Here is a 23,217-nt window from a genome sequence, read left to right on the forward strand (position 1 = left end):
AACAGAGCGCCTCGTGGCGCACTGGGAGCGTTCGACGACCCAACGCCGGGGCAGGACTACGAACCCAGGGGGGCATCGGGCGGCTGACGGTCTTGATCGTCAGGTTCAGGTATGTCTTCGCCCAGCTCACGAGCTGTCCGGCATAGGCAGAGTCGGCCCAGACGGTGGTGATCTCGGGGTGCAGCAGCCGCAGCCGGAAGAGCATTTCCTTCGCCGCTGTGCGTTCGGTGATGTCGGCCGGGGTGACCATGACGAATAAGAAGTCATCTCATTTGGCTAGTTCGGCAGGCTGCGGGCGGTGGTGGGGATTGTTGAGCGGGCTGGTGCCGGATGAGTTGTGGGAGCTGTTCCAGCGGATGGTGCCGGAGGCGTCGTCGCGGCCTCAGGGTGGTGGCCGACGCCGGCATGGGAACCGGGAGGTGCTGGCTGCGATCGTGCTCGTGGCCACGTCGGGGTGCACGTGGCAGCAGTTGCCGTCAGCATCGTTCGGACCGTCGGGGGCGACGCCCCACAGGCGCTTACTGAGTGGACGAAGGCCAGAGTGAGGGCCAAACACCACCGCCTGGTCCTCGACGAGCTCGGCTCGCGCGGCGAGTTGGAGTGGTCCTGCTGCGCGATCGACTCGGTGAACATGCGGGCCTTGAAAGGGGGGACCTGACAGGTCCAAATCCTATCGACCGGGGTAAGTACGGCTCGAAGATCCACTTGATCACCGAGCGGACCGGTCTGCCCCTGTCCGTCGGAATCTCTGCGGCGAACCTGCACGACAGCCAGGCCCCGATCCGGGTCGGTCGCTGATCTTGTGACGCGGTCACCGGTGAGAACGCAATCAGCGGCGAACCCTCCGCTCAGACGGCGTGGAGTGGCCGGTAGATTGGGGATCTTCGGCCGGTGGGAGCCGCCCGGAGTCCTCGAAGGGCGATCCTGCGATGAACATTGATGAGACCCGCTTGCGTCTTGACGACGCGCTGGACGCTTTGGCCGTGGCCTTTCAGGAGATGACCGCCCACCCGGATGAGCGCCAGTGCGACTGCCACTGGGGCAGCGCGGAAGAGCTCAAGCTGTTGAAAACGGCGGATGTGGAGCTTGACGCCGACCTCCTGAACCGCACCTGGCAAACGACCGACTGGGGGCACCGCGCGGCCGTCTTGTGCCGCGTCCTCCCACAGTTCGCGACGGCTCTGGTCAGCGGCTCCATCCACCCCGTCAGCTCTCTGGGGAACGCCGGGTTCGTGTTCGCTGCCGGCGAGTGGCAGCAATGGCCCGCCCCTCAGGCCCGAGCGGTTTGGGAGTTCCTGCACGCCTGGTGGGCACACACCCTCAACGACGCGCATCCTGCCGTGCTCGCCCACGGAGTTCTCGTTGTGTGCACCGAGGCAGCCTGCACGCTCACGCCATGGCTCTCCGTCTGGGGACAGCAGCGCCATCCCACGGCCAACCAACACCTGGCCGAAACGCTGGACGTCTGGGAGTACGACCTGCTGATGGACGAACTTCCCTGGCGTACCGACCGGGACGAGGACGATGCGGAGGAGACACGGGTGGAGCTCACCACCTGGATGATCCGCCATGCCCCCGCCCGGCTGCGGGCCCAGCATGCTTCCGAGCACCTGCTCCACGCGGTACGGCTACTCGGCCTCACCGGCCCCGACCGCTGGTACGACCCTCACTGGTCTGTCCCGCCCTGCCCCCGCGTAGACCGACCACGGAATGACACACGGTGGCGGGCCGCGTCAGCTCCACCACACGCGTCGCCCAGTAGGCCCGGAGCGCGGTGCCGGGATTGCTCCCAGCTCGTTTCTCCGAAACCTCTCGCCGAACCCGCCGTGCGCCTCTCAACGCCAACGGGCTCTCCACGGTTTCTGCCGTCAGACGGGGTTCGCAGGTTGCCATGGCGGACAACCGTTCTCCGGCGGCGGAATCGCCGGGCCCGTCCTCGCCTACTGGCTGCGCCGCCACGGCTTCGCCCCCACCGTCGTCGAACGCGCCCCGGGCCAACGCCCCGGCGGCCAAGCGGTGGACATCCGCGGCGTCGCGCTCGAAGTCGTGGAGCGGATGGGCCTGCTGGAGCAGGCAAGCCGCGTACGGACCCGGATGCGCGGCATGTCGATCCTCGACCCCGACGGCCACGAGGTCGACCGCTCCACCGAGGCGACCTTCAGCAGCGGCCGACTCGACAGCGAAGACATCGAGGTGCTGCGCGAGGACCTGGTACGGATGGTGTACGAGCACACGCGCGCAGGCGTCGAGTACCTCTTCGGCGACAGCATCACCGCACTCGACGAGGACGGGACCGGCGTGCGCGTCGACTTCGCGCACGGGCCGTCCCGCACCTTCGACCTCGTGGTCGGGGCCGACGGCCTCCACTCCACCGTACGACGCCTGGCCTTCGGTCCGGAGGAGCGTTTCGCCCACCACCTGGGCAGCTACCTCTCGTTGTTCAGCGCGGACAACTTCCTCGCCCTGGACGACTGGCAGATGTGGCTGCGGGACGGCGACATGGGGTTCGGCATCATGCCCGTACGCAGCAACACCGAACTCAGGATCGCCTTCGGCTTCGAGTCCGCCCCTCTCACCCACGATCTCCGCGACGGCGGCGCCCTGCGGCGGCTCGTCGTGGACAAGCTCGCGTCGATGCGGTGGGAAGGGACTCGCCTGGCCGAGGCCGCCCGGAAGGCGCCCGACTTCTACTGCGACGCCATGGCCCAGATCCGCATGGACCCGTGGTCGCGGGGCCGGGTGACCCTGCTCGGAGACGCCGGCTACTGCCCTTCCCCCCTCTCGGGGCAGGGCACCAGCCTGGCCCTCGTCGGCGCCCACGTGCTGGCCGACTGCCTTGCCCGAGCCAACGGCGACCACCGCATCGCGTATGCCCGCTACGAGAGGCGGATGCGCCCCTTCGTCACCCTCAACCAGGCACTGGCCACCGAGAATCCCGGCGGACCCGCCTCGGAAGAATCCGCCGCGCACGCCAAGAACGCACTCTCACTGGACAGCTGATCCCCCACCCCGAACGGACATCCAAGCAGGAAGGAACAGCACAGAACCGCTCCCGCGCTCAGCGCCTGCTGTCGCCAGGGGCCAGCAGGCTGGTCAGCTCGGCGATCGCCTCCGGGGATGGCTTGAAGTAGCGGCGGACGTTCTCCGGCTTCTTGTGCCGGGACTTCGCCATGAGCATCAGCAGCGACCCGCCCTGTTCACCGAGGTGGGTCAGGGAGGAGTGGCGGTACTCGTGCAGGTCCCAGCCCGTTCGGGGCCCGCGCACCGCGGTGTGTTCGTCCAGTAGCGCGCGGGCCTGCCCGTACGAGAGGCGGGCCAGCCCGGTGTCTGGGCAGACGTCGCGCGGGCTGACGAGTTTACCCGGCCCGGGCGGCGGTGGGTGACGAACACCGGCCCGTGGTGCGGCCCTTGAAGAGCCGGGGCAGCAGCCGGGCAGTGCCGGCGTCCCAGTACACGGGCTCCATAACGAAGTCCTCGCGCGTCTGGCCCCGGCGGCGGGCCTTGCTCGGGGCGCCCTTCGCCTTGACCGGGCAGCGGCGCCCGGCGAAGTCCAGGCCCTCGATGTTCACGCCGAGGATCTCTCCCGCGCGGGCGGCGGTCTCGTACAGCATCCGCCACAGCGTCTTCTCTCGCAGGTGAACCTCGCGCCGCGCGGTCAGCCGGTCGATCGCCATCTTCGAGCGGGCCGGGGTCTCGGAGTCCGGCACCGTCAGCCGCTTCACCCAGGCCGGGACCATCGGACCGTCGTAGCCGTGCTCCCGGCACCCGCCGAGCCAGGACAGCGCCCCCGCCCGACGGGAGTTCCACGTGTTCACCGCCGCGGTGCCCCACAGCAGTTCCAGAGCGTCACCGATCTCGCAGTCCGCGACCGACGCCAGCGACCGAGCCTCGCCGAGCCGTTCGGCGGTCTTGCCGACCTCGATCCCATAGTTCCGGACCGTGTTCGGGTTGCCGAGCGCACGATCTGACATGGATGTTCATCAAGCCCCGACCACCGCTCATGTGCCCTCGACCACCTCGTCGGCGCTGCTGTGGCCACGCCTGTTATGCACGCCGGTAGCGAAGTGCGCGGTTGAGGCGAGCCGTCACCGTTCCGAGGAGTGAGGCGCTGATGAGGAGTCCCATCCGGTTCACATCGGCGAGGCCGTCCCATGCCAGCTCGCCCTGCTGGTGAATCACGAAGCCGTCGTAGAACAGCCAGCACACCGCGGCGATAAATGGTGCTGCATGAAGATGCGCGTGCACGCTCACGATGGCCGTAAGTGTGCAGTAGGCGGCCAGGGCGGGCGCCGGGTGTTGCAAGCCGCCGGTCAAGCCCAGCACGGGCAGCAGCCCCGCTGACCCTGTGAACATGAACGCACATACTACGGAAGTTGAATATGTGCACGGCCCAAGGCGCTTGCCAGCACGGACTGTAGTCCTGCGCGCGCGACGCGGTGCGTAGACCATGGCGCCTCCTCTCGCCGGTGAGCCGGCTGGCTCCACTCCACTGTGCGCCGGAAAGAGCGCTGGAAAAACGGCAGGATCAGCCAGGTCTCGCAGCGGGGGCTGCTGTTTTCAGCCGGTCGACAACGTCCTGGTCACCGCCGTTGAAGTGGGTGAAGAAGGGATAGAGGTTGCTGTCCGCTCTGCAGAGTCGGGGGCGACCGCGCTCGTGTGCCGCTGCCCGCCAGGGGCCGTACCCGACTGCTGCGACCTGCTCGGCCAGTCCCGCTCGGCGATCAGGGCGGTGACGCTTCCCCCGGCCATCGGGTCAAGGCCACCGCGACGGACGACACGGGCAAGCGTGGCGCTTGGGCTTCGCCGCACGGGCGCCGTCATTCTTCGCCGTCCCTGGGCCGCCGTAGGGCATGAGCCAGGTCGACGCCGGGCTGTTCTGACAGCGGCCACGAGGATCTCCCCACAACGGCCAGTTGCGGATGTGACGTTCAGTGACCATCTTCGGTGGGCGTCGGCCCGGGCGAGTTTGATTCGGGTTCAGGCCCGGAAGGCCTTCCGGAGGAGTTCGCCGAACTCGGCGGGGTGCGTGGTCAGGCCGGTGTGCCCGCCGGGGAAGTGCCGGAGTTCCGTGCTGAGACGCTCGGCCAGGAAGGCGGCCGGACGGTAGGGCAGCTCGCCGCGTGAGCCCTGGCCGCAGGCGAGCACGAGCCGGTTCGACAGTGCCTCCAGCCGGTGGAGGTCCGGGGCGTAGGACATGAAGCTCGGCACGATGCGCCCAACGAAGTAGGGCAGGTTGGTCATCGTCCGCTCAACCCGTGCCGCTGCCTGCGGTGGAAGCTTGATCTCGGCCTTCGGCTCGGTGGTGTCGCCGTCCTTCTTCAGACCCGCGGCGAGCACGGCCATCGCCGGCATGAGCCCCTCTGTGTGGAAGGTTGCCTGTACGCGTGCGATGAGCGCGCGGTGTTCGGGGGCGTCTGGAAGGACCTCCACGACCGGCGGCTCGTGTGCCACGAGGCGTTCGATGCGTTCGGGATGGGCGGTGAGCAGGTGCAGGGCGGCGATCGCGCCCGAGCTGGAACCGAACACCCGGGCGGGCTCATCGGGCGACAGCAGGTCCAGTATCCGCAAGGCGTCGTCGGCGTGTTCGGCCACGCGCTGCTCGGCCTCGGGGTCGTCCAGCGTGCTTCGGGACATGCCGCGCGGGTCGTAGGTCGCGACGGTGTATTCGGCGGCCAGGTCGTCGGCGATGCCGTCGAAAGAGGCCGCGCCGCCCGTTCCTCCGGGAATCAGGAGCAGGAGCGGGCCGTGGCCGCGCACTTCATAGTGCAGGGTCGCGCCGTTCACGCGCAGGCTGCCGATGGTCGGGTCGGTCATGCGGAGTCTCCTTCTCGGGACGGGGGCCAGTGCTCCAGGAGGGTGTGGAGGGCGTCGAGGGCGCGGACCCAGGACTGCTGCGGCGAACGCTCGTGCGCGAACCCGCCTGCGGCCTCCAAGGCAACGAATCCGTGGAACGTGCTGCGCAGCAACCGGACCGCGTCGGTCAGGTCGGGCTCGGCCAGTCCATAGCCGCGCAGCATGCCGTAGGTCAGCTCGACCGCGCGCCGCGGTCCGGCCGCTTTTGCGGCCAGCTCGGGGTCGATCCGGATCGGGGTCTGCGTCGCCGTGTAGCGGCCCGGATGCTGGTGGGCATACTCCCGCCATGCGTCGGCAAACGCGAGCAGCGCGTCCTTGCCCGCCTGTCCGGAGGTCGCCTCCGCGATACGGATGCTCTTCTCGTCCGCCGCCAGAAGCGCGATCCGTCCGCGCAGATCCTCCAGGCCGCGGACATGCGTGTAGAGGCTCGCGTCCTTCACGCCGAGTCGCCGCGCCACCTGCGACATGGTCACCTGGTCGAGCCCGACCTCGTCCGCCAGCTCGGCGCCCGCGATCGTCACCCGCTCCGCCGTCAGCCCTGCCCGCGCCATGCGCCCTCCTCATGATCCTAAGACCCCTAGTTTTAACCTATAGGTCCTAGGAATTACAAATGGGAGGCATCACTCACGCCGGTACTGCTGTTGCGGATGGCTCACCGTGTGCCAGGCCACGGTCGGATGTGCCTCTCCGTCTGCGGCCAGTCAGCCTCGTCGGCGCTCGGCGTGCATTGCCGCCTGGGCTTCGCCATGCTGATCACCCACTGCGACAATCGCGGCCAGATAGCTCCCCGCTAAGTGGCAGCCAGCGGGGAATCAGAACTGGCCACTGACACTGCTCACACTCGCAGGCGGATCACGAGCGGCGTAGACGCCCGCACCTGACCGTGTCGAAGGTGGCAAAACCTGTCTACAGACCTATCTCCCACAGGAAGGGGGGCAGTTCTGCCGCCTTGCAATAGACATCCACTGCCCAGGGGAACACGGCGGCGAGGGGGTGAAGACGCGCGCCAGGGCGGGTCGCCAGAAAGCGAGCCGCGTGGCAAAGACAGCCAGTTATCTCGGTCCCGTCGCAGTCGACGATCGTCACGGCGCAACGTGGACCCTCGCATGGTGCCGAGTCCTTTTCGTGTGCCGCGACGCACCGCTGTGCCGGAATCACTGCTGATCCGCTCATCACGTCCCCGGTTCGCACCCCAACCGGGGTTTCCCCCAACTTGGCTTGATCAGGAGGGCGTTGGGGAAACCGTGATGGATTCAATGGGGGGTCCATTACCCGCCCAGCCGCCTGGGGTGCGGCAGTGCCGTGAACGGCTGGAACGCAGCCGTTGGAAAGCAGCACACACGCGGGGCATGAGTTCTGCTCGAATGTGGCCGGCCCAGGTTCTCCGCCCGCCCGGGCCGGCTCATCGGGCCTTCGTACGCCTCCACCGTCTGCTCGCCAAAGCGCCACGGCGCCCAAAGCGCCCGCATCATCCGGTTGCCGGTGCGCTACCGCGACGCCGCCAGGTCGACGACGTCCGACCTCGAGGCAGCGCATGGCGCCACCGAAGTCCAAGGTCGATCTGTACGCGGCGATCCGCCGTGATGCCCGGGCAAGGATGTCCTACCGGGGAGTCGGTCTGGCCGGAGCCCCGGAAGAGACCACGGCCTCGTGGGACACGGCTGTATGCGTACAAGCCGTTGATCGACCAGATGCTGCCCAATGACCTGGACGCCCCGCGCAAACAGCGGCGCCGGTCAGACGTGTCTGGAGAAGGTCGGCCGTGCTCAAGTCGGAGCCACGCAAGTCGGCCAGGCGCAGGTCGGCACGGCGGAAGACAGCGCCGCCTGCGTCGGCCTTGCGCAGGTTCGCCTCGCGCACGACAGGTCGAGGTTGACCTCGTGCAGCCACAGCCCGTCGCAGTCGGCCCGGCGCAGGTCCGTGACGCTGAGGTTGACCCAGGACTGCTCCCGAGGTTGCAACAACAACACGCCGAGCCCGGTCAGCGCCACCTGGGCGTCGGCGGCACGGACCTCCAGCGGCACGACGTCGTTGACGGGCACGTCCGCCGCTGGAGCTCCCGGTCCAGCGGGCGGCCAGGGCAGGTGGGTACGCAGGTAAGCACCCTGGATGGAGATGACGGCCTCCCGGTCGCGGGCGGGGTGCTCCGCGATCCGCCACAGCGCGTGGAGCCCGCCAATGCGTGTTTCCAGCTTGTCACTGCCGAGCTGATCGACGGCCGTGCTGAACCGGTCGGTGACATAACCCTCCTGGGTGGCGCGCAAGCCGTCCTGGCTGACGCGTAGTTGCCGCCAGGTGGCGTACGCACCGAACAGCACGACCATGCCGCCCACGGCCTGCAGAAGTGTCGTACGGACGTCGTTCACCGCTTTCAGCCGGTCCTGCGCGGCGACGCTCGCCCCGGCGAGATCGTGGTCGACCACCACACCCGGCAGGACGACGAGCACCGCTCCCAGAACGGCCGGCCCGCTGTCCCGGCCAGCCGTCGTCGCCCTCGCCAGGCAGCGGGACCAGAGCCCAGGTGAGGTGACCCCCGGAGTGTGGACACAGGGGTTCATGCTGCGAGTGAGAGTTTATCTGTCTTGTGGTACTGCTGTTCGAACTCCATCGGGGAGAGGTAGGCGAGCGCGCTGTGGCGTCGGCGGGCGTTGTAGTAGGTGAGCCACTGAAAGATCTCCAGCCTCGCCTGTCGCATCGTCGCGAACAGTTTCCCGTGCATCGTTTCTCGCTTCAGCCCCTGCCAGAAGCTCTCGGCCAGGGCGTTGTCGTAGCTCGAGCCGACCCTGCCCATGCTCCTGCGGATGCCATACCGGTTGCAGACCTGGGCGAACGCGGTGGACGTATATTGACCGGGTTCAACCAGTCGTAGCAACACTCCTGATCAGAGAGGTGTGTTGTGGGACGACCAGCGGGTTGGATGGCGGAGTTGACGCGTCGATCACCGATGAAGTCGCCGGGGCGGCCCTCGACTCGGCGAGAGATCGAGCGGCTGTTCTGGGGCGAGATCACCAAGGGGCTGACCAGTGAGGATGCGGCGGTCGCTGTCGGAGCCGCGCCAGCGGTGGGGACGCGGTGGTTCCGGCACGCTGGCGGGATGCCGCAGATCAACCTGACCGTCTCGGGCCGCTATCTCTCGTTCGCCGAACGGGAGGAGATCGCTCTACTACGCGTGCAGGGCGCCGGGATACGGGACATCGCCGGACGGCTGGGCCGGTCACCATCGACGATCTCCCGGGAACTGCGGCGCAACGCAGCCACCCGTGGCGGCAGACTCGAGTACCGGGCCTCGGTCGCGCAGTGGAAGGCCGACCTGGTGGCAGGGCGCCCCAAGGAGGCCAAACTGGCCGCGAACGAGCGACTGCGGGAGTATGTCCAGGACCGCTTGCTGGGCGTGATCCGAGCCCCGGACGGTAGGGCGCTTCCCGGTCCGCAGGTGCCCGAGTGGAAGGGACGCAACAAGCCGCATCGCAATGATCGTCAGTGGGCGAATGCCTGGAGCCCGGAGCAGATCTCAGCCCGACTGAAGATCGATTTTCCTGAGGACGAGTCCATGCGGATCAGCCACGAAGCGATCTACCAGGCCCTTTACGTCGAGAGCCGCGGCGGCCTCAAGCGTGAGCTCGTGGCCTGCCTGCGCACCGGCCGCGCGCTGCGTGTTCCACGGGCGAGGAGCCGTAGCAAGTCGGGCGGTCACGTCACCGCGGAGGTGTTGATTAGCCAGCGGCCCGCGGAAGCTACCGACCGTGCGGTGCCTGGCCACTGGGAAGGTGACCTGATCATCGGGCTGAACCGGTCGGCGGTCGGCACGCTCGTGGAGCGCACTACCCGTTACACGATGCTGGTTCACCTGCCACGGGCCGAGGGCTACGGCACGATCCCGCGCACCAAGAACGGGCCTGCGCTGGCCGGCTACGGCGCCGTGGCCATGAAGGACGCCCTGGCCACCACGATGGCCACCTTGCCCGACCAGCTTCGCCGATCACTGACCTGGGATCGCGGGAAGGAGCTCTCCGCTCACGCCCAGCTCACGGTCGAGACTGGACTACCGGTCTACTTCGCGGACCCGCACTCTCCCTGGCAGCGCGCCACGAACGAGAACACCAACGGGCTGCTACGTCAGTATTTTCCCAAGGGCACCGACTTGTCCCGATGGGGCACCGACGAGCTGACCGCCATCGCCGCGGTCCTCAACTCCCGTCCCCGCAAAACCCTCGGTTGGAAGACACCCGCGGAGGCCCTCGACGAACATCTACAATCAGCGCACCCCGGCGTTGCTACGACTGGTTGAATCCGCCTTGCGATCCGCGGTCCGCGTGGAAGATCACTCCGGCGGCTTGCCCGCCGCGGGCCGCGACCGCGGCCTGGAGCGCGTCGATGACGAGCTCGGCCCGCATGTGCGGGGCCATCGACCAGCCGAGTACCCGGCGCGACCGGATGTCGATGACGCAGGCGAGGTAGAGCCACGCGGCTCCGACCTGCACGTATGTGATGTCGCCGCACCACTTCTCGTCCAGCGCGCCAGCGGTGAAGTCCCGCTGGACCAGGTCCGCTACCGGCGGCGCGACGCGGTCCGGGATCGTGGTGCGCTTCTTCTTCCGCAGGTGGCGGCCGATGATGCCGTGCTTGCGCATCAGCCTGGCCACCCGTTTGTGGTTGACCGTGTGGTCGAAGCCGCGCAGTTCAGCATGGACTCGAAGGGCACCGTAGTTACCGCGGTGTTCGGCATGGATTTCGCGGATCTCCTCGACCAGGGCGTCCTCGGCACCCTGCCGCTCCGCCCGCGCCTGGGCGTCGGCGATCCACCGGTAGTAGCCCGAGCGGGAGACTTCCAGCACCCGGCATATCCGCTTGATGCCGAACATCTCGGCGTGGGCGGAGACGAAGTCCCAAGCGGCGGTCTTCACTTCATCTCCCGGGCAAAATAGGCGGCTGCCCGTCGCAGGATCTCCCGCTCGAGCTGCCATTCCTTTTCCGCCTTGGCCAGCCTGGCGTTCTCCGCCCGCAGCCGGGCCAGCTCGGCCTCAGTGTCCTGCGACGCACTGGAGGCGGCCGGGCGGTCGTCGGCGTCACGCACCCAGGTCCGCAGCGTCTCGGGGTTGACGTTCAGATCGGCCGCGACGTCTCTGAACGTCCGCCTGCCGGCCGAAGCCCGCCACAACGCGATCGCGTCAGACCGGAACTCCGCACTGTACTTCGAGGGCCTTGCCACGTGGATCTACACCTTCCAGGATCAACAAGATCCATTGTCAGGTGTGTCCACACCGCGGGGGTCTCCTCAAGGGCTGCCGGGCCCCAAGCAGTAGGCTCTCGCAGCACTCTCACAGATGAACACTCATGAGAGTGGCTCTCCGTGCGCAGGTCAGCGACGGCCCCAGGACCACAACGACGAAGTTGCCCGGAACGCTTTGCGTTCCGGGCAGACTATGTGGGCGTCAGCCGCGAAGCGCTGGGGCAAGTTTGCGGGTCTCAGTCGTCTCAGGCCGCGGCCATTGGGTTCGTCACTTCGGCGGTGCGGCGGTGTTCGGCGTTGATGCGCTGGGCTTCTTCGAGCTGGTCTTCGAGGATGACGATGCGGCACGCGGCCTCGATGGGGGTGCCCTGGTCGACGAGTTCCCGGGCCCGGGCGGCGATGCGCAGCTGGTAGCGGGAGTAGCGGCGGTGTCCGCCCTCGGAGCGGAGCGGGGTGATGAGGCGGGCTTCGCCGAGGGCGCGGAGGAAGTTCGGTGTGGTGCCGAGCATGTCGGCGGCACGGCCCATGGTGTAGGCGGGATAGTCATCGTCGTCGAGGCGGTCGTAGGAGTCGTCTGCGGTCATTGCACCTCTCTATGGAACGCGTGGAGGGGCCCTGGTGCCGTACGGCACCAGGGCCCCGAAGGAACTGCTACACCATCTGCCGACCCTGGTACTGCACCGGCCTTCTGTGTCCGCAGACCCGACCGAGATGCTGTCGGGGGTGCGGGGATCGCGGTTGCTTGACCGGAGACCACCTCACTATCGATGTCCTGCGGTACCCGGGCTCAAGACTTCCGCCCGGGCGATCCTGATGGCGCCTGGTTCCTCCGTTTCTTCCCTCTGGGATCAACTGCTTACCAAGCGGGGTACTGCGTACTGCTCTACTGCGTACTACCGGTGATGCGAACTGCTCAGTGGCCCACGAAGCGCCACTCTTCGGCAGCCAGCCCCGTCGCCCGTCCTGCGTCTACTCTGGCTTAGAACCCCACTGCCGAACCTCCCGGTGCGCGCGCCCGCAGCCGACGCCTTCACCGAGGTGCTGCTCACTGACTTCACTGCTGGGTACTACGAACTGCTCTATCTGCGGTACTGCTCACGGCGGCCCCTGATCACTGCGGGCCACCCGGTCCGGTCGTCAGTCCCGTCGCCGTCTTGCAACAACCCTGGCTTCGACACTCCACCACCGCACCGCTCTGCGAACTGCAACTGCGGTACTGCTTCCCGGCAGTTCGTCCCTGCCAGGCCCTGCGGTCTCTCTGGGCTACGAGAGAAACCATAACCACACCACCACCCAATGTCTACTCCGACGGGCATAGATTTCCGCTCTTGAGAGGTAGAGATACTTTGCGCCGGCAGCCAACAGTCCCTGATGTCCGACAGCCCCCAAGCGATCCGGACCGGTCCAGACCCGCCACGACCAGCTATTTTCCCCGGGGCAGCCGCCGCACCGGCCCCGCCCAGCCCGACCAGGCCGGAGCCTGACCCAGCCTTGGAAGCCCCGTCAGGGGTGCCCGTTTCTACTACTGGGCGGGGCCGAAGTGGACCTCCGTGGTCGGGCACTGCCCGGCAAGGTCGAGCAGCTCGGCCTGTTCCTGCCGGTCGACGGCGACGTTCCAGCGGAGCTTGGGCGCGGTCCATTCCGCGGCGTACTGGCAGTGGAATTCACCAACGGGCGGCATCCAGGTGCCGAAGCCCTGGTCGGACTTGCTGCGGTTGGAGCGGGCGGTGACGCCGACCACCGAAGTGGGCGCCCAGGTCGTTGGCGTACGCCTCGCGGCGCTGCGCGGTCCAAGCCGATACGCCAGCCGGCGGGGAGCGTCATTCGAACCGTGCAGTATGAAGTCCCTCTCATGGCTTTAACACGCACAGGAGCCGACGGCGCAGCCCAAGTCAAGTGCAGTGACTCCTCGCGCCCCTACCAAACTCGTACGGAGGATGTGCGGGCCGGGAAAGAAACGGAAGGCTCGATACCGCCCCCGGCAGATGGCGACGCAGAGGCCAGCGGCAGTGATTGTCGCGGTATCCGCATGCTTTTCGCAGAACCCGCGGCGTGCACGGGCTCGATCACCTAGGAGTGCCATGACGAATTCGGCTGGCGGTGCGCCGCACGCGGAAGGCCAGGACCCCGCAGGGGTGGCCGACGTGACATTCGCTTTCTCCGCGTCCAGCCCGACAGAGGAAGCGGCTCGGCGAGCGATGATGCGGGCCGCGAATGACTTGCTGGCCCGGCAGCATGGCGAGGGGTGGTGGAAAGGTCCTTTCAAAACGGACGTGAGTTATGACGCCCGTGATCTTTTCCTGCGTTACTTGCTGGGTGTGCTGGACGAGCGTTTGGGAGTGGCCGATGGATCCGTTGCCAGCAGGGCGCGGACGGTTCCTGGCCCCTCGTCTTCGAAGGGGCGGGCCATCTGGGGACCACGATTCAGGCGTATGTGGCTCTCCGGCTCGCCGGGGACAGCCCGCATGAGGAGCACATGCTCCGGTGTGCGGCGTGGGTACGCGAGCAGGGTGGTGTTGCGGCCAGCCAGCTGACAGCACGTGTTTGGCTCGCCATGTTCGGCCGGTGGGACTGGAACGATCTTCCCGTAGTCCCACCGGAAACCACTGTCCTGCCCAAGTGGGCGCCCTTGAACATCTATTCCTTCAGCGCCATCATGCGTCTGGCGCTCGTCTCTCTGAGCATCATCAGCGCGCAAAGCCTGTGCGTCCGGCTCCCTTCAGCATCGACGAGCTCTTTGCTACATCCGACGCTTCCGTGCGCAGGCCGACGCCAGCACCGATCAGCGGCTGGGAGAAGGTCTTTTAGCATCTGAACGCTTCTGTGCGTACTTGCTGCAAGAGCATCCCCCGACCGGTACGCAAAACCGCGATGAACGCTTGCGCTCGCTGGCTCCTGAAGCGTCAGGAGCGGGATGGCAGTTGGGGTGCGTGCACTCCGATGACGACGTGGGTAATTCTTGCTCTTCACCTGCACGGTTGCCCGTCGGACCATCCGGTGCTCAAGGCCGCCTGGGGTCTTGGAGGACTGCGTCACGTGGCCCGAGAACGGTATGCGGGCGTTGCAGACCGTCCACAGCCCCGTTTGGGATACCTGTCTGTCCTCCACCGCCTTGCTGGATGCCGGCCTGGCCACCGACCACCCAGCGCTGGTCAAAGCCGCCGACTGGTTGCGCACCCGGCAGACCGACCGGCCTGGTGACTGGGCCGTACGGCGGCCCTGGCTGGCTCCCGGCGGCTGGTCCTTCCAGTTTCACAATCAGAACTACCCCGACACCGACGACACCTCAGAGGTGGTCCTCGCACTGCGCCGTGTCAGCTCCCCCGTTCGGAAACGCATCGACGAAGCGGTGAGCAGGGCGGTGCGGTGGTGCCTCGGCATGCAAAGCCGCAACGGCGGATGGGGGGCCTTCGATGCGGACAACACCAGCATCCTTCCCGGTAAGGTCCCCTTCTTCGACTTCCGTGAGTTCTGCGCCGATCCGCCCCACCGCCGACGTCACCGCCCACGTGGTGGAGATGCTGGCCGCCCTCGGGATGGAGCGCGACCCCCGTACCCGCCGTGCCGTCCACTGGCTGCTCGACCAGCAGGAAGCAAACGGTGCCTGGTACGGGCGCTGGGGCGTGAACCACATCTACGGCACCGATTGTGTCGTTCCCGCCCTCATCGCCGCCGGAGTCCCTTGTGGCCATGTTGCCGTCCGGCGCGCCGTCACCTGGCTGACGTCGACGCAGAACGCGGATGGCGGCTGGGGCGAGGGCTGGCAGTCGTATGCCGATCCGACCTGCACCGGCCGCGGGCCGTCCACCCCTTCGCAGACCGCCTGGGGTCTGCTCGCGCTGCTCGCAGCGGGAGAACACGACAACGCCACGGTCTGGTCCGGAGTGCACTGGCTGACCGAACAGCAGACGGATCACGGCACCTGGGAGGAACCGCACTTCACCGGCACGCTCGTTCCCCGGGCCGTGGCCGTCCACTACGACTACTACCGGCACGTCTTCCCCTTGATGGCGCTGGGCCGCTACGTCCTGCGCAAAGGCCACTGAGTTGCGATGGCCGGTGGGCCGGCTCCGATGTGACGCGACCAGGCCGGAGCAGTGATCGGCCTCCTTAGAAAAGGTGTCTTGCCATGAGTGCTGAAACGTTGGCGGTCGAGTCCGACTTCTTCGCGCCGCGTACCGCGATCGACAACCTGTTGTTCGAGTTCCTGGCGGAAAAGGCACAGAGCACTTCTGTGCCTCACCAGTCGGTGCTCACCCTCATGCTGCGCGACTTCATGTCCGGCGGAAAGAGGGTCCGTCCTCTGCTGTGCGTGACCGGATGGGTCGCGGCAGGGGGGCAGGGCGATACCGCGCGGGCCGTCAGGCTGGCCGCCTCCATCGGACTGGCGCACACCTGCGCACTCATTCACGACGACATCATGGACGCGTCCGACAGCCGCCGCGGGCGCCCCACGGTCCACCGGGCGCCGGCCGACCGGCACCACGCACCGTGGACGGCGCAACAGTACGGGGTCGGCGGAGCGATTCTTATGGGTGACCTCGATCTCGTCTGGTCCGACGAGTTGCTGCACACCACGCCCATGCCCGACGCTCACCGGGCCACCGTACTGCGCTGCGTCGACCGCGCACGGAGCGAATTGATCGCCGGCCAGCACCTGGACCTGCTGACCACCGGCGACCTGCACGCCAGCGTCGAGACGATGATGAGCATCATCCGCTATAAGACCGCCAAATACACCATCGAACGCCCCTTGCAGGTGGGAGCGGCCCTCGCTGGTGCTGGGCGGGAGGTCATGCAAGCCTGCACCGCCTACGGAGTACCCCTTGGCGAGGCGTTCCAGCTCCGGGACGACGTGCTCGGCGTGTTCGGGGACCCGGACCGGATGGGCAAATCGCGCCTGGATGATCTCCGCGAGGGCAAGTGCACCAGCCTCGTCGTCCATGCCCTGCGCGCCTGCGGCCCGGCCCAGGCGAGTCGGCTGCGTGAACTGATCGGCGATCCCGATCTCGGAGAGCAGGAAGCTACCGAGATCCGCGATCTCCTCACCGACACCGGAGCTCGGACCGCGGTCGAGCGAATGATCGAGGAGAGATACCACCAAGCCCTGGACTCCCTGGCCTCCGCACCGTTCCCGCCCAACGCCACCCGCACGCTGAAGGATGTCGCGGAGGCAGTCGTACACCGCACGGCCTGAACCCCGGCCCAGCCAGCGGCTGGCACCAGGAGATGACCCGGCCGTCCACCGCCTGCCGACCACGGAGCACGGAGCACGGAGCCCACAGCGATGACCACGACGACGACCGCACCCACGACGGTGTTGCAGACCGCCTGGCGTGAGATCCGCCTGAGCTGGCTCTTCATCAGCGCCGACCGCTGGACCACCATCTTTCCCGCGACCTGCTTCGTCATGGCGGCCGTCGTCCACGCCCGGCTGTCCGCGCCCGAAGCCGCGATCACCCTGGCCACAGGCGCACTTTACTTCTGGCTGTTCGTCTACGAACACACCCTGGCCAACCAACTCGTCGGCGTCGAAGAGGACCGCGTCAACAAGCCCTTCCGGCCCCTGGTCACCGGCCAGAGCAGCATCCGGGGCGCCCAGCTGCGCCTGATCGCCGTCCGGATCCTGTTCCCCCTGTACGGGTACTGGCTCGGTGTTCTGGAGTGGGCCCTGATGTGGCAGATCCTCTCCCTGCTCCAGCACGAGTACGGCTGGGGCCGACACTGGCTGGGCAGGGGACCTCCGCGACATCACCGGCGACCGCGCGGTCCACCGCTCCACCATGCCTTTGGTCTTCGGAGAGACACGCACCCGAATCTTCCTGTGCACCGGCTTCGCCATCGGTCCCGCAGCCATCCACCACTTCCTCATGGCGCCCGCCGGCCCGCAGTGGTGGATCATCGCCACGGACGTGCTCCTGGGCAGTCTGAGCCTCCTGCTGTCCGTCCGGGTGGTGCTGTTGCGTGGACAGAAGCAGGACCAGCGCAGCTATCGGCTGGTGGAGCAGTGGTACACCCTCGCCCTCGCCGCTTCCATCTACACACTTCGCTGACCGAAAGGGCTCGACGTGCCCGCAAAGCCCACGCAACACGCGCAACGGCAATCACGGCCGCGGATCAGCAACGTATGGAAGGCGTACGGCCGCAGACAGATTCTGCGCGGCGCCGACCTCGACGTCCCCCCGGGGCACTGATCGGCATCGTCGGCGAGAACGGCACGGGCAAGAGCACACTACTCCGGATCGCCATGGGACACCTGGCGCCCGACCGCGGCACGGTAGTGCGCACCGGCAAGGCGGGGTACTGCCCGCAGCAGGCCGTGCTGAACGACTCGTTCACCGTCATGCAGCACCTTCGGCTCTTCCAGGTGGCCCACCGGCTGCCGACTCTCACGCGCGCCCATGAGTTGTTGAACCTCCTGGCGTTCGCCGACTGCGGGCAATAGCGAGCCGGGGAGCTCAGCGGGGGGACGCGGCAGAAGCTGAACCTCGTGCTCGCTCTCATGCACGATCCGCAGCTACTGGTGCTCGACGAGCCGTACCAGGGCTTCGACTGGGACACTCATCAGCGTTTCTGGTCACTCGCCGCTCAGCTGCGTGGCCGGGGCCACTCCATCGTCGTGGTCTCACATCTGCTGCACGACCTGCACCACTTCGACGTGGTCGGACACCTAAGCGACGGCCGCCTCGACTTGGAGATGCCCACCAGATGACCTTTCACCTGGCCGCGTTCACTGAGATGTTGCGCTGCACTCTCCTCGGCCACCTGCGCAGCCGTATGGCGGTGCTCTTGGCGGTCGCATTCATCCCCGCCTGGATCATCGTGGCGCGCCTGTGCGCGCCGGACCGAGCCGTACGCTTCTCCCTGCACTCCGTGAGCACCGATGTCTACGCCGCCCCGGCGAATCACGTCGGCCAGGTGGTCAACGCCCTCGCCGCTGTCACCTTGGTCACTGGTTCCTCGTCGTTCATGGAGACCTTCAAAGCCGGGGAGATGGACCGCCGACTCGTACTGGCCGGCTACCCACGGTTAAGATGCTGCTCGCCAAGGTCACCGCCGTCACCCTGATCGCCACCCTCATCGCCGTGTACAGCACGGCCGTGCTCCGAAGCTCACTGCCGGTGAACCAGTTGATGCCATTGGCCCTCGCCGTTCTCGGCGCCGGCCTCGTGTACGGCGGCATCGGCCTCCTGCTCGGCTCGTTGGTACGTGGCGAGCTGGAGGGCTTCTTCCTCATCATCATGCTCAGCCTGGTCGACACCGGACTGCAGAACCCGGTCCTCAACGTTGCCGACCTGGCCGGTCTGAGCGCGCTTCCTCTGTACGGTGCGTGCCAGGTTGCGCTGGCCGCAGCGTTCACCTCCTTCACCTCCTGGCCTTACGGTCTTCTCTCGTTCGCCCGGGCTGCCTCAACCAGTGCGCTGGCTCTGCTTGCCTTCCATGCGCGGACCCGCTCCCACTGCCGGATCGCCACAGACGCGGATGTCAAAGCTCCTCGCCGGTGACCGCAGCAGCACCGCGGCGACACGCTGCGCGAGTTCGACGGCACCGGCTTCCGTCGCGGGGGCATAAGTAGCTGACGCTGTTGAGTGGGAGCTCGACCCCGTCTCCCCCACAATTGGGCTGTTCCCCTGCTTGCGGGCTTGCCGCTGGGTGCTCGTTCTCCAGGATCATGCCGCTGTTACGGTTTCGCGAACGCCACAACTGCGTCTCACGGTGCTGAGGTGGTGGATGGTCCTTACGTCACCCCGCAGCAGGGTGTATCCCTCCCGGTGCCAGTTCGAGGGATCTCTGCTCCGCGCCGCCGACGTGACTGTCACGGTGAAGCTCCGTCGCACCGGAGGGGACCGAGCTGTGCATTCAGCCCCGTACCGGCTCGAAGCTCTTGCGTCCGTCGCGCCGGCCGTCGTCCCGGCGGGGCCGGTAGATCAGCCGGAATCTGTGGCCGGGCTTGTAGCAGGTCAGTGCGGCGATGGATATTCGTCTGCGGGAGCGGCCGCGGACCCTGACCACTGGCGTGCGGCCTCGCCTGCCCCAGGTCTTGGCGTGCGGCGGCGTCATGGAGAATCCGGCTTCGTCTTCGAAGACCAGCCAGGCTCCACGCCGCCGCGAGTCTTCCGCGCAGGGCCACACCGCCTTGACCCACCCAGCGACAGCATCGTCATTTCGTTCCATGGCCCGGCGGGCAGGCTCAGCCTCGGCAGTGACACCGGCCCCTGCGATCCCAGAGCTCGCGGACCGCCCTCGTCCCACGCCTGCCGCCATCGCTGCACCGACCGGACACTGACGCGCAACTCCTTGGCGATCAGCGAGCTCGCCTCACCCCGGGCGAACCGCTCGGCCGCCCGGAGTCGTAACGGCTGACCTCGCGCTGGCGGGCGTACACGCGCCGGTTCGGCACGATCTGGGAGACGCCTGTCGAGCACGAGCCCTGGCCGTTGTCCGACGCCACTGTTGACGTGCTTGAGGAGACGCTGACCACCGCGGCAGGCCTCCCCCCTCACCGAGCCCGTGGTGCATTTCTCGCAAGGAGTCAGGCATGTGCGCCTCGGGGCCTCCCGGCTCTGCGCCCGTCTTCCTCGGTGCGCTGCTGATCGGCGTAGGGGCGGCCGGTCTGCTGGGCGCGGGTTCTTCCGGTTCAGATCCGGTACGCGGTGACCCTTGGGACAATGGTGAGCGGGTCGGTCCGCCTAGGCTGCGTGGAGATCCGCCCAGCGAGTGATCCCGCCGGGGTGGATCCGTATGCCGCAACGGGCTGAGAGAGCGGTGACGATGGCGATTCCCCGGCCGTGCTCGTCCGGGTCCGGGGAAGTCCCACCGTCGGCCGGGAGCGAGGGGCCCGCGTCGGTCACTTCGACGCGCAGAGCTCTGCGTTCGTCGACGCGGACCCACGACAACCGCAGCGTCGCCGGTGGCAGGGCGTGGACGAGTGCATTGGTCAGCAGCTCCGACACCACCACGAGCGCGTCCATGGTGACATCGGGGGAAAGGCCCCACTCGGCGAATACGGTGCGGAGCCGTCCGCGTACGGCAGCTACGGCCCCCGAGGCGTGAGGTACGGGGCAGACGTGATCGACCGGTGCGGGGCCGACGGTGTGGAGCAGAGCGGTCATCTGCCCTCCTTGACGAGCGGTGCCGATGGATGTCGGGCACCAGACACGCTATGAAGCGATAAGAATCACGTCAACGAACTGCGGTCGGCATTACCGAACGGCAGCCGAGATTGGTAAAAATCACCGCACGATGCCCCATGTGGGCCGGTGAAGCGGACCTAGAATCGCGGTATGGCCGGTCCCGTCCAGTCGATCGAACGGGCGGCGGCAATTCTCCGCCTGCTCGCCGGCGGTCCTCGTCGGCTCGGACTGGGCGAGGTGGCCGCGTCGCTGGGACTGGCGAAGGGCACCACCCACGGCATTCTGCGCACCCTCCAGCACGTGGATTTCGTGGAGCAGGACGCGGCGACGGGAAAATACCAGCTCGGGGCGGCCTTGCTGCACCTCGGAAGCAGTTACCTGGATGTCAACGAACTGCGCTCGCGCTCCATCAACTGGGCCGACGCCCTGGCCGCCCGCAGCGGCGAGGCGGTACGCCTGGGCACCCCTCTGGAGGGCAGGGTCCTCATCATCCACCACGTTTTCCGGCCGGACGACACGCTTCAGACCCTCGACGTCGGTGCGCTTCTGCCCCTGCACGCCTCCTCGCTCGGCAAGGTCCTGCTGGCGTTCGGCACGGCGAACGTGGAGTCGGCGCTCGGTACCGGTTTGGAGGCGTACACCCGGCACACCCTGGCCGACCCCAAGGAGCTCGCCCGGGCACTCGTCGAGATCAGGGAGAACGGCTGGGCCGCCGAGGTCCAGGAGATGAGCATGGGCGACGCCGGCGTCGCCGCGCCCATCAGGGGGCACGGCGGCCTCTCGGTGGGCGCCATCGGCCTGTCCGGCCCGGTCGAGCGGATCTGTGATGCCAGGGGCCGGCCCGAACCCAGGCTGATCACGCTACTCCGTGAGGCCGCCCGGGCGATCTCACGAGACCTGGGGGCTGCCCGGTGGTAAGTCCCCGCGAGTTTCCCGACGCGTCGGAAGGAGGTCCGGATCATGGTCGGACGGTATGTGATGTCCATTGACCAGGGCACCACTTCCACCCGTTGCATCCTGTTCGACCACAGCGGGCGGTTGGTGTCGGTCGCCCAGCGCGAGCACCAGCAGTATTTCCCGAGGCCCGGCTGGGTCGAGCACGACGCCCTGGAGATCTGGCGCAATCTGCGGCGCATCGTGCCCGAGGCCCTGTCCGGTGCCGGCCTCCCCGTCGAAGCGGTCTCCGCCCTGGGCATCGCGAACCAGCGCGAGACGACGGTGCTCTGGGACCGGCGGACCGGCACCCCGCTGGGCAGAGCGATCGTCTGGCAGGACACCCGCACTGCTCCGCTCGTCGAGGACCTCAGGAATCACCCCGGCGGCGACTTCTTCATGGCGCGCTGCGGCCTGCCGCCCTCGACCTACTTCTCCGCGCCACGGATCCGCTGGCTGTTCGACCATGTGGCCGGTCTGGAACAGCGGGCCACGGACGGCGAGGTGCTGTTCGGCACGATGGAGACCTGGCTGATCTGGAACCTGACCGGTGGGGCGGCGGGCGGCCGTCACCTCACCGACGCGACAAACGCCAGCCGCACGATGCTCATGAACATGCGCACGCTCCAATGGGACGAGGAACTGCTGGAGTTCTTCGGGGTCCCGCGCGCCATGCTGCCCGAGATCCGGTCCTCGGCGGAAAGATACGGTGAGGACCGCTCGGTGCTTCCGGGCATACCCATCACGGCCGCGCTCGGCGATCAGCAGGCCGCGCTCTTCGGGCAGACCTGCTTCTCCCCGGGGGAGGCGAAGTGCACGTACGGAACCGGCAGCTTCCTGATGCTCAACACCGGCACCGACGTCGTACGGTCCCGCAACGGACTGCTCACCACCGTTGCGTACAAGATCGGCGATCAGCCCGCGGTCTACGCGCTCGAAGGACCGATCGCCGTCACAGGGGCCCTGGTCCAGTGGTTCCGCGACCGTCTCGAACTGATCAGCAGCGCACCGGGCATCGAAACCCTGGCGCGCACCGTGGAGGACAACGGCGGCTGCTACATCGTCCCGGCGTTCTCCGGCCTGTTCGCACCCCACTGGCGCAGCGACGCACGCGGCGTCATCGTCGGCCTCACCTCGTACGTCACCAAGGGACACCTGGCCAGGGCCGCGCTGGAAGCCACCGGCTGGCAGACGCGCGAGGTCGTCGACGCCATGAACGCCGACTCGTCGCTCACCCTGAAGGAGCTCAAGGTCGACGGTGGCATGACATCCGACAACCTCCTCATGCAGATCCTGGCAGACGTCCTCGACGTGCCGGTGGTGCGGCCCATGGCCGTTGAGACCGTCTCATTGGGCGCCGCCTACGCCGCCGGGCTGGCCGCCGGTTACTGGGCGGACCTGGAAGTCCTGCGGCGCAACTGGCACCGAGCGGCCCAATGGCTGCCGGACATGGACCCCGCGCGGCGTGCGTCGGAGTACGAAAACTGGCAACGGGCCGTCGAGCGGTCCCTGGGATGGATAAGACGGCCGAACGGCCCTTGATGCGCACACCGCGCCTCCGGCGAAGACCGTGAGCCGGTCGAAGGCAGCCTTCCAGACCCCGTACGTGATTTCGGCAGGGTGATCGGGTTCAGGCACGGATTCCGTGAATGTGATCACGAGGGAGTTACGGTCTGTGGTCGGCCGGAATCTTCCTCGGACAGCTGTGCTGGGCAAATCTCTGTGAGGGAGGATGCTCGGCATGACGACTTGAAGAGCACCGGCCGGGCGACAGCACTGGCGGAAGGTCGGGAGCTGGGACACGATTCCCGACGGTGATCGACGAGTCTGCGCCGCCTGCGGAACGCCCGCCTGCTCGTACCCGTATCGCTTCCATCCACCCGAGTCCTCCATGTTCGAGCGCTGCATCGGACTCGCCTGGTGTTCCGGCTGCAGGATCTACTCCGGCCACATGGTGTACGTCCCGCGGAAGCGAGTCCTGGTCGACCTCCTCGCCTCTCTTCCTCCTGAGCAGCGAGAGCGACTTCTACGTTCGGAAACGCGAGTGATCGAGTTCCTGGACCGCCA

Annotated in this window: 17 protein-coding genes and 9 pseudogenes; 12 read left to right on the plus strand and 14 right to left on the minus strand. The window is 67.5% G+C overall.

Translation table 11 applies throughout. The annotated features are described in order from the left end of the window. A pseudogene (locus J7E91_RS12895) lies at positions 1–259 on the minus strand (transposase); the annotation flags it as partial. Positions 260–356: 97 nt separating this feature from the next. Between J7E91_RS12895 and J7E91_RS12900 the strand changes: the two are divergent. Both J7E91_RS12900 and J7E91_RS12905 read left to right on the plus strand, forming a co-directional pair. Further along, positions 357–795: pseudogene (locus J7E91_RS12900) on the plus strand (transposase); the annotation flags it as partial. 1,125 nt (positions 796–1,920) lie between these two features. Then, positions 1,921–3,000 (plus strand): FAD-dependent monooxygenase, encoded by a 1,080-nt coding sequence (locus J7E91_RS12905; RefSeq protein ID WP_214903374.1) that lies wholly within the window; start codon positions 1,921–1,923, stop codon positions 2,998–3,000. 58 nt (positions 3,001–3,058) lie between these two features. Here the strand turns inward: J7E91_RS12905 and J7E91_RS12910 are convergent. The 7 genes and pseudogenes from J7E91_RS12910 to J7E91_RS12935 form a co-directional block, all read right to left on the minus strand. Next, positions 3,059–3,971, minus strand: a pseudogene (locus tag J7E91_RS12910) (site-specific integrase). 73 nt (positions 3,972–4,044) lie between these two features. Next, a complete protein-coding gene (locus J7E91_RS12915) occupies positions 4,045–4,353 on the minus strand; it encodes a hypothetical protein (RefSeq protein WP_214902451.1) in 309 nt (102 codons plus the stop codon). Positions 4,354–4,977: 624 nt separating this feature from the next. Further along, on the minus strand, positions 4,978–5,814 hold the full coding sequence (locus J7E91_RS12920) for an alpha/beta fold hydrolase (RefSeq protein ID WP_214902454.1): 837 nt from the start codon (positions 5,812–5,814) through the stop codon (positions 4,978–4,980). Beyond that, positions 5,811–6,404 carry a TetR/AcrR family transcriptional regulator gene (locus tag J7E91_RS12925; protein ID WP_214902457.1) on the minus strand — a complete coding sequence of 198 codons (594 nt, stop codon included), beginning with the start codon at positions 6,402–6,404 and terminating at the stop codon, positions 5,811–5,813. The genes J7E91_RS12920 and J7E91_RS12925 overlap by 4 nt, the downstream gene beginning before the upstream one ends. 1,051 nt (positions 6,405–7,455) lie before the next feature. Beyond that, on the minus strand, positions 7,456–7,713 hold the full coding sequence (locus J7E91_RS37275; RefSeq protein ID WP_374224687.1) for a pentapeptide repeat-containing protein: 258 nt from the start codon (positions 7,711–7,713) through the stop codon (positions 7,456–7,458). Continuing rightward, positions 7,620–8,411 carry a hypothetical protein gene (locus J7E91_RS12930; RefSeq protein ID WP_251015595.1) on the minus strand — a complete coding sequence of 264 codons (792 nt, stop codon included), beginning with the start codon at positions 8,409–8,411 and terminating at the stop codon, positions 7,620–7,622. The genes J7E91_RS37275 and J7E91_RS12930 overlap by 94 nt, the downstream gene beginning before the upstream one ends. Next, a pseudogene (locus tag J7E91_RS12935) lies at positions 8,408–8,704 on the minus strand (integrase core domain-containing protein); the annotation flags it as partial. The gene J7E91_RS12930 and the pseudogene J7E91_RS12935, both read right to left, overlap by 4 nt. 66 nt (positions 8,705–8,770) lie before the next feature. Here J7E91_RS12935 and J7E91_RS12940 point away from each other — a divergent pair. Further along, positions 8,771–10,141 carry an IS30 family transposase gene (locus J7E91_RS12940; protein WP_214902460.1) on the plus strand — a complete coding sequence of 457 codons (1,371 nt, stop codon included), beginning with the start codon at positions 8,771–8,773 and terminating at the stop codon, positions 10,139–10,141. Between the two features lie 7 nt (positions 10,142–10,148). Here the strand turns inward: J7E91_RS12940 and J7E91_RS12945 are convergent. From J7E91_RS12945 to J7E91_RS12960, 3 genes and pseudogenes are all read right to left on the minus strand, one after another. Then, positions 10,149–11,062: pseudogene (locus J7E91_RS12945) on the minus strand (IS3 family transposase); the annotation flags it as partial. 266 nt (positions 11,063–11,328) lie between these two features. Continuing rightward, on the minus strand, positions 11,329–11,667 hold the full coding sequence (locus J7E91_RS12955; protein WP_214902470.1) for a MerR family transcriptional regulator: 339 nt from the start codon (positions 11,665–11,667) through the stop codon (positions 11,329–11,331). Between the two features lie 938 nt (positions 11,668–12,605). Next, on the minus strand, positions 12,606–12,824 hold the full coding sequence (locus J7E91_RS12960; RefSeq protein WP_214902472.1) for a hypothetical protein: 219 nt from the start codon (positions 12,822–12,824) through the stop codon (positions 12,606–12,608). 340 nt (positions 12,825–13,164) lie between these two features. Between J7E91_RS12960 and shc the strand changes: the two are divergent. The 6 genes and pseudogenes from shc to J7E91_RS12990 all read left to right on the plus strand — a co-directional run bounded on the left by shc (position 13,165) and on the right by J7E91_RS12990 (position 18,588). Beyond that, positions 13,165–15,129, plus strand: a pseudogene (shc, locus tag J7E91_RS37280) (squalene--hopene cyclase). A gap of 83 nt (positions 15,130–15,212) precedes the next feature. Then, the gene (locus tag J7E91_RS12970) at positions 15,213–16,280 is read left to right on the plus strand and encodes a polyprenyl synthetase family protein (RefSeq protein WP_214902475.1); all 1,068 of its coding nucleotides are present in this window, start codon (positions 15,213–15,215) and stop codon (positions 16,278–16,280) included. Between the two features lie 553 nt (positions 16,281–16,833). Further along, positions 16,834–17,136 (plus strand): hypothetical protein, encoded by a 303-nt coding sequence (locus J7E91_RS35890; protein ID WP_308376523.1) that lies wholly within the window; start codon positions 16,834–16,836, stop codon positions 17,134–17,136. A 99-nt stretch (positions 17,137–17,235) separates the two neighbouring features. Then, positions 17,236–17,795, plus strand: a pseudogene (locus J7E91_RS12980) (ATP-binding cassette domain-containing protein). After that, positions 17,792–18,151, plus strand: coding sequence for a hypothetical protein (locus J7E91_RS12985; RefSeq protein WP_214902478.1), 360 nt, complete (start codon positions 17,792–17,794; stop codon positions 18,149–18,151). The pseudogene J7E91_RS12980 and the gene J7E91_RS12985 overlap by 4 nt, the downstream one beginning before the upstream one ends. Next, positions 18,118–18,588: a hypothetical protein gene (locus J7E91_RS12990; protein ID WP_214902481.1), complete on the plus strand. Its 471-nt coding sequence runs from the start codon at positions 18,118–18,120 to the stop codon at positions 18,586–18,588. The genes J7E91_RS12985 and J7E91_RS12990 overlap by 34 nt, the downstream gene beginning before the upstream one ends. Positions 18,589–18,961: 373 nt before the next feature. Here J7E91_RS12990 and J7E91_RS12995 read toward each other — a convergent pair. Together J7E91_RS12995 and J7E91_RS37285 are read right to left on the minus strand one after the other, a co-directional pair. After that, positions 18,962–19,144 (minus strand): annotated as a pseudogene (locus J7E91_RS12995) (IS630 family transposase); the annotation flags it as partial. Then, positions 19,141–19,509, minus strand: a complete 369-nt coding sequence (locus J7E91_RS37285) for a helix-turn-helix domain-containing protein (protein WP_374224698.1) — start codon at positions 19,507–19,509, stop codon at positions 19,141–19,143. The gene J7E91_RS37285 and the pseudogene J7E91_RS12995, both read right to left, overlap by 4 nt. Between J7E91_RS37285 and J7E91_RS13005 the strand changes: the two are divergent. After that, positions 19,444–19,741, plus strand: a pseudogene (locus J7E91_RS13005) (DUF2071 domain-containing protein); the annotation flags it as partial. The gene J7E91_RS37285 and the pseudogene J7E91_RS13005 overlap by 66 nt on opposite strands. A 32-nt stretch (positions 19,742–19,773) precedes the next feature. Here J7E91_RS13005 and J7E91_RS13010 read toward each other — a convergent pair. Further along, entirely contained in the window at positions 19,774–20,196 is a 423-nt protein-coding gene (locus J7E91_RS13010) for an ATP-binding protein (protein WP_214902484.1), read from the minus strand. Between the two features lie 171 nt (positions 20,197–20,367). Between J7E91_RS13010 and J7E91_RS13015 the strand changes: the two genes are divergently transcribed. Together J7E91_RS13015 and glpK are read left to right on the plus strand one after the other, a co-directional pair. Then, the gene (locus tag J7E91_RS13015; RefSeq protein WP_214902486.1) at positions 20,368–21,135 is read left to right on the plus strand and encodes an IclR family transcriptional regulator; all 768 of its coding nucleotides are present in this window, start codon (positions 20,368–20,370) and stop codon (positions 21,133–21,135) included. A gap of 42 nt (positions 21,136–21,177) precedes the next feature. Then, a complete protein-coding gene (gene glpK / locus J7E91_RS13020; protein ID WP_214902489.1) occupies positions 21,178–22,692 on the plus strand; it encodes a glycerol kinase GlpK in 1,515 nt (504 codons plus the stop codon). The last annotated feature ends 525 nt before the right edge of the window (positions 22,693–23,217 follow it).

Origin of the sequence: Streptomyces sp. ISL-99 (assembly GCF_018614005.1) — a bacterium.
GTDB classification, from domain to species: Bacteria; Actinomycetota; Actinomycetes; order Streptomycetales; family Streptomycetaceae; genus Streptomyces; species Streptomyces flavidovirens.

Coding starts and splice junctions, on each gene's coding strand:
- J7E91_RS12990 (WP_214902481.1), top strand. CDS start 18,118: ATGCTGCTCGCCAAGGTCACCGCCGTCACCCTGATCGCCACCCTCATC.
- J7E91_RS12955 (WP_214902470.1), bottom strand. CDS start 11,667: ATGACCGCAGACGACTCCTACGACCGCCTCGACGACGATGACTATCCC.
- J7E91_RS13010 (WP_214902484.1), bottom strand. CDS start 20,196: ATGACCGCTCTGCTCCACACCGTCGGCCCCGCACCGGTCGATCACGTC.
- J7E91_RS12985 (WP_214902478.1), top strand. CDS start 17,792: ATGACCTTTCACCTGGCCGCGTTCACTGAGATGTTGCGCTGCACTCTC.
- J7E91_RS13015 (WP_214902486.1), top strand. CDS start 20,368: ATGGCCGGTCCCGTCCAGTCGATCGAACGGGCGGCGGCAATTCTCCGC.
- J7E91_RS12940 (WP_214902460.1), top strand. CDS start 8,771: ATGGCGGAGTTGACGCGTCGATCACCGATGAAGTCGCCGGGGCGGCCC.
- J7E91_RS12930 (WP_251015595.1), bottom strand. CDS start 8,411: ATGAACCCCTGTGTCCACACTCCGGGGGTCACCTCACCTGGGCTCTGG.
- J7E91_RS12920 (WP_214902454.1), bottom strand. CDS start 5,814: ATGACCGACCCGACCATCGGCAGCCTGCGCGTGAACGGCGCGACCCTG.
- J7E91_RS12925 (WP_214902457.1), bottom strand. CDS start 6,404: ATGGCGCGGGCAGGGCTGACGGCGGAGCGGGTGACGATCGCGGGCGCC.
- glpK (WP_214902489.1), top strand. CDS start 21,178: ATGGTCGGACGGTATGTGATGTCCATTGACCAGGGCACCACTTCCACC.
- J7E91_RS12915 (WP_214902451.1), bottom strand. CDS start 4,353: ATGTTCACAGGGTCAGCGGGGCTGCTGCCCGTGCTGGGCTTGACCGGC.
- J7E91_RS12970 (WP_214902475.1), top strand. CDS start 15,213: ATGAGTGCTGAAACGTTGGCGGTCGAGTCCGACTTCTTCGCGCCGCGT.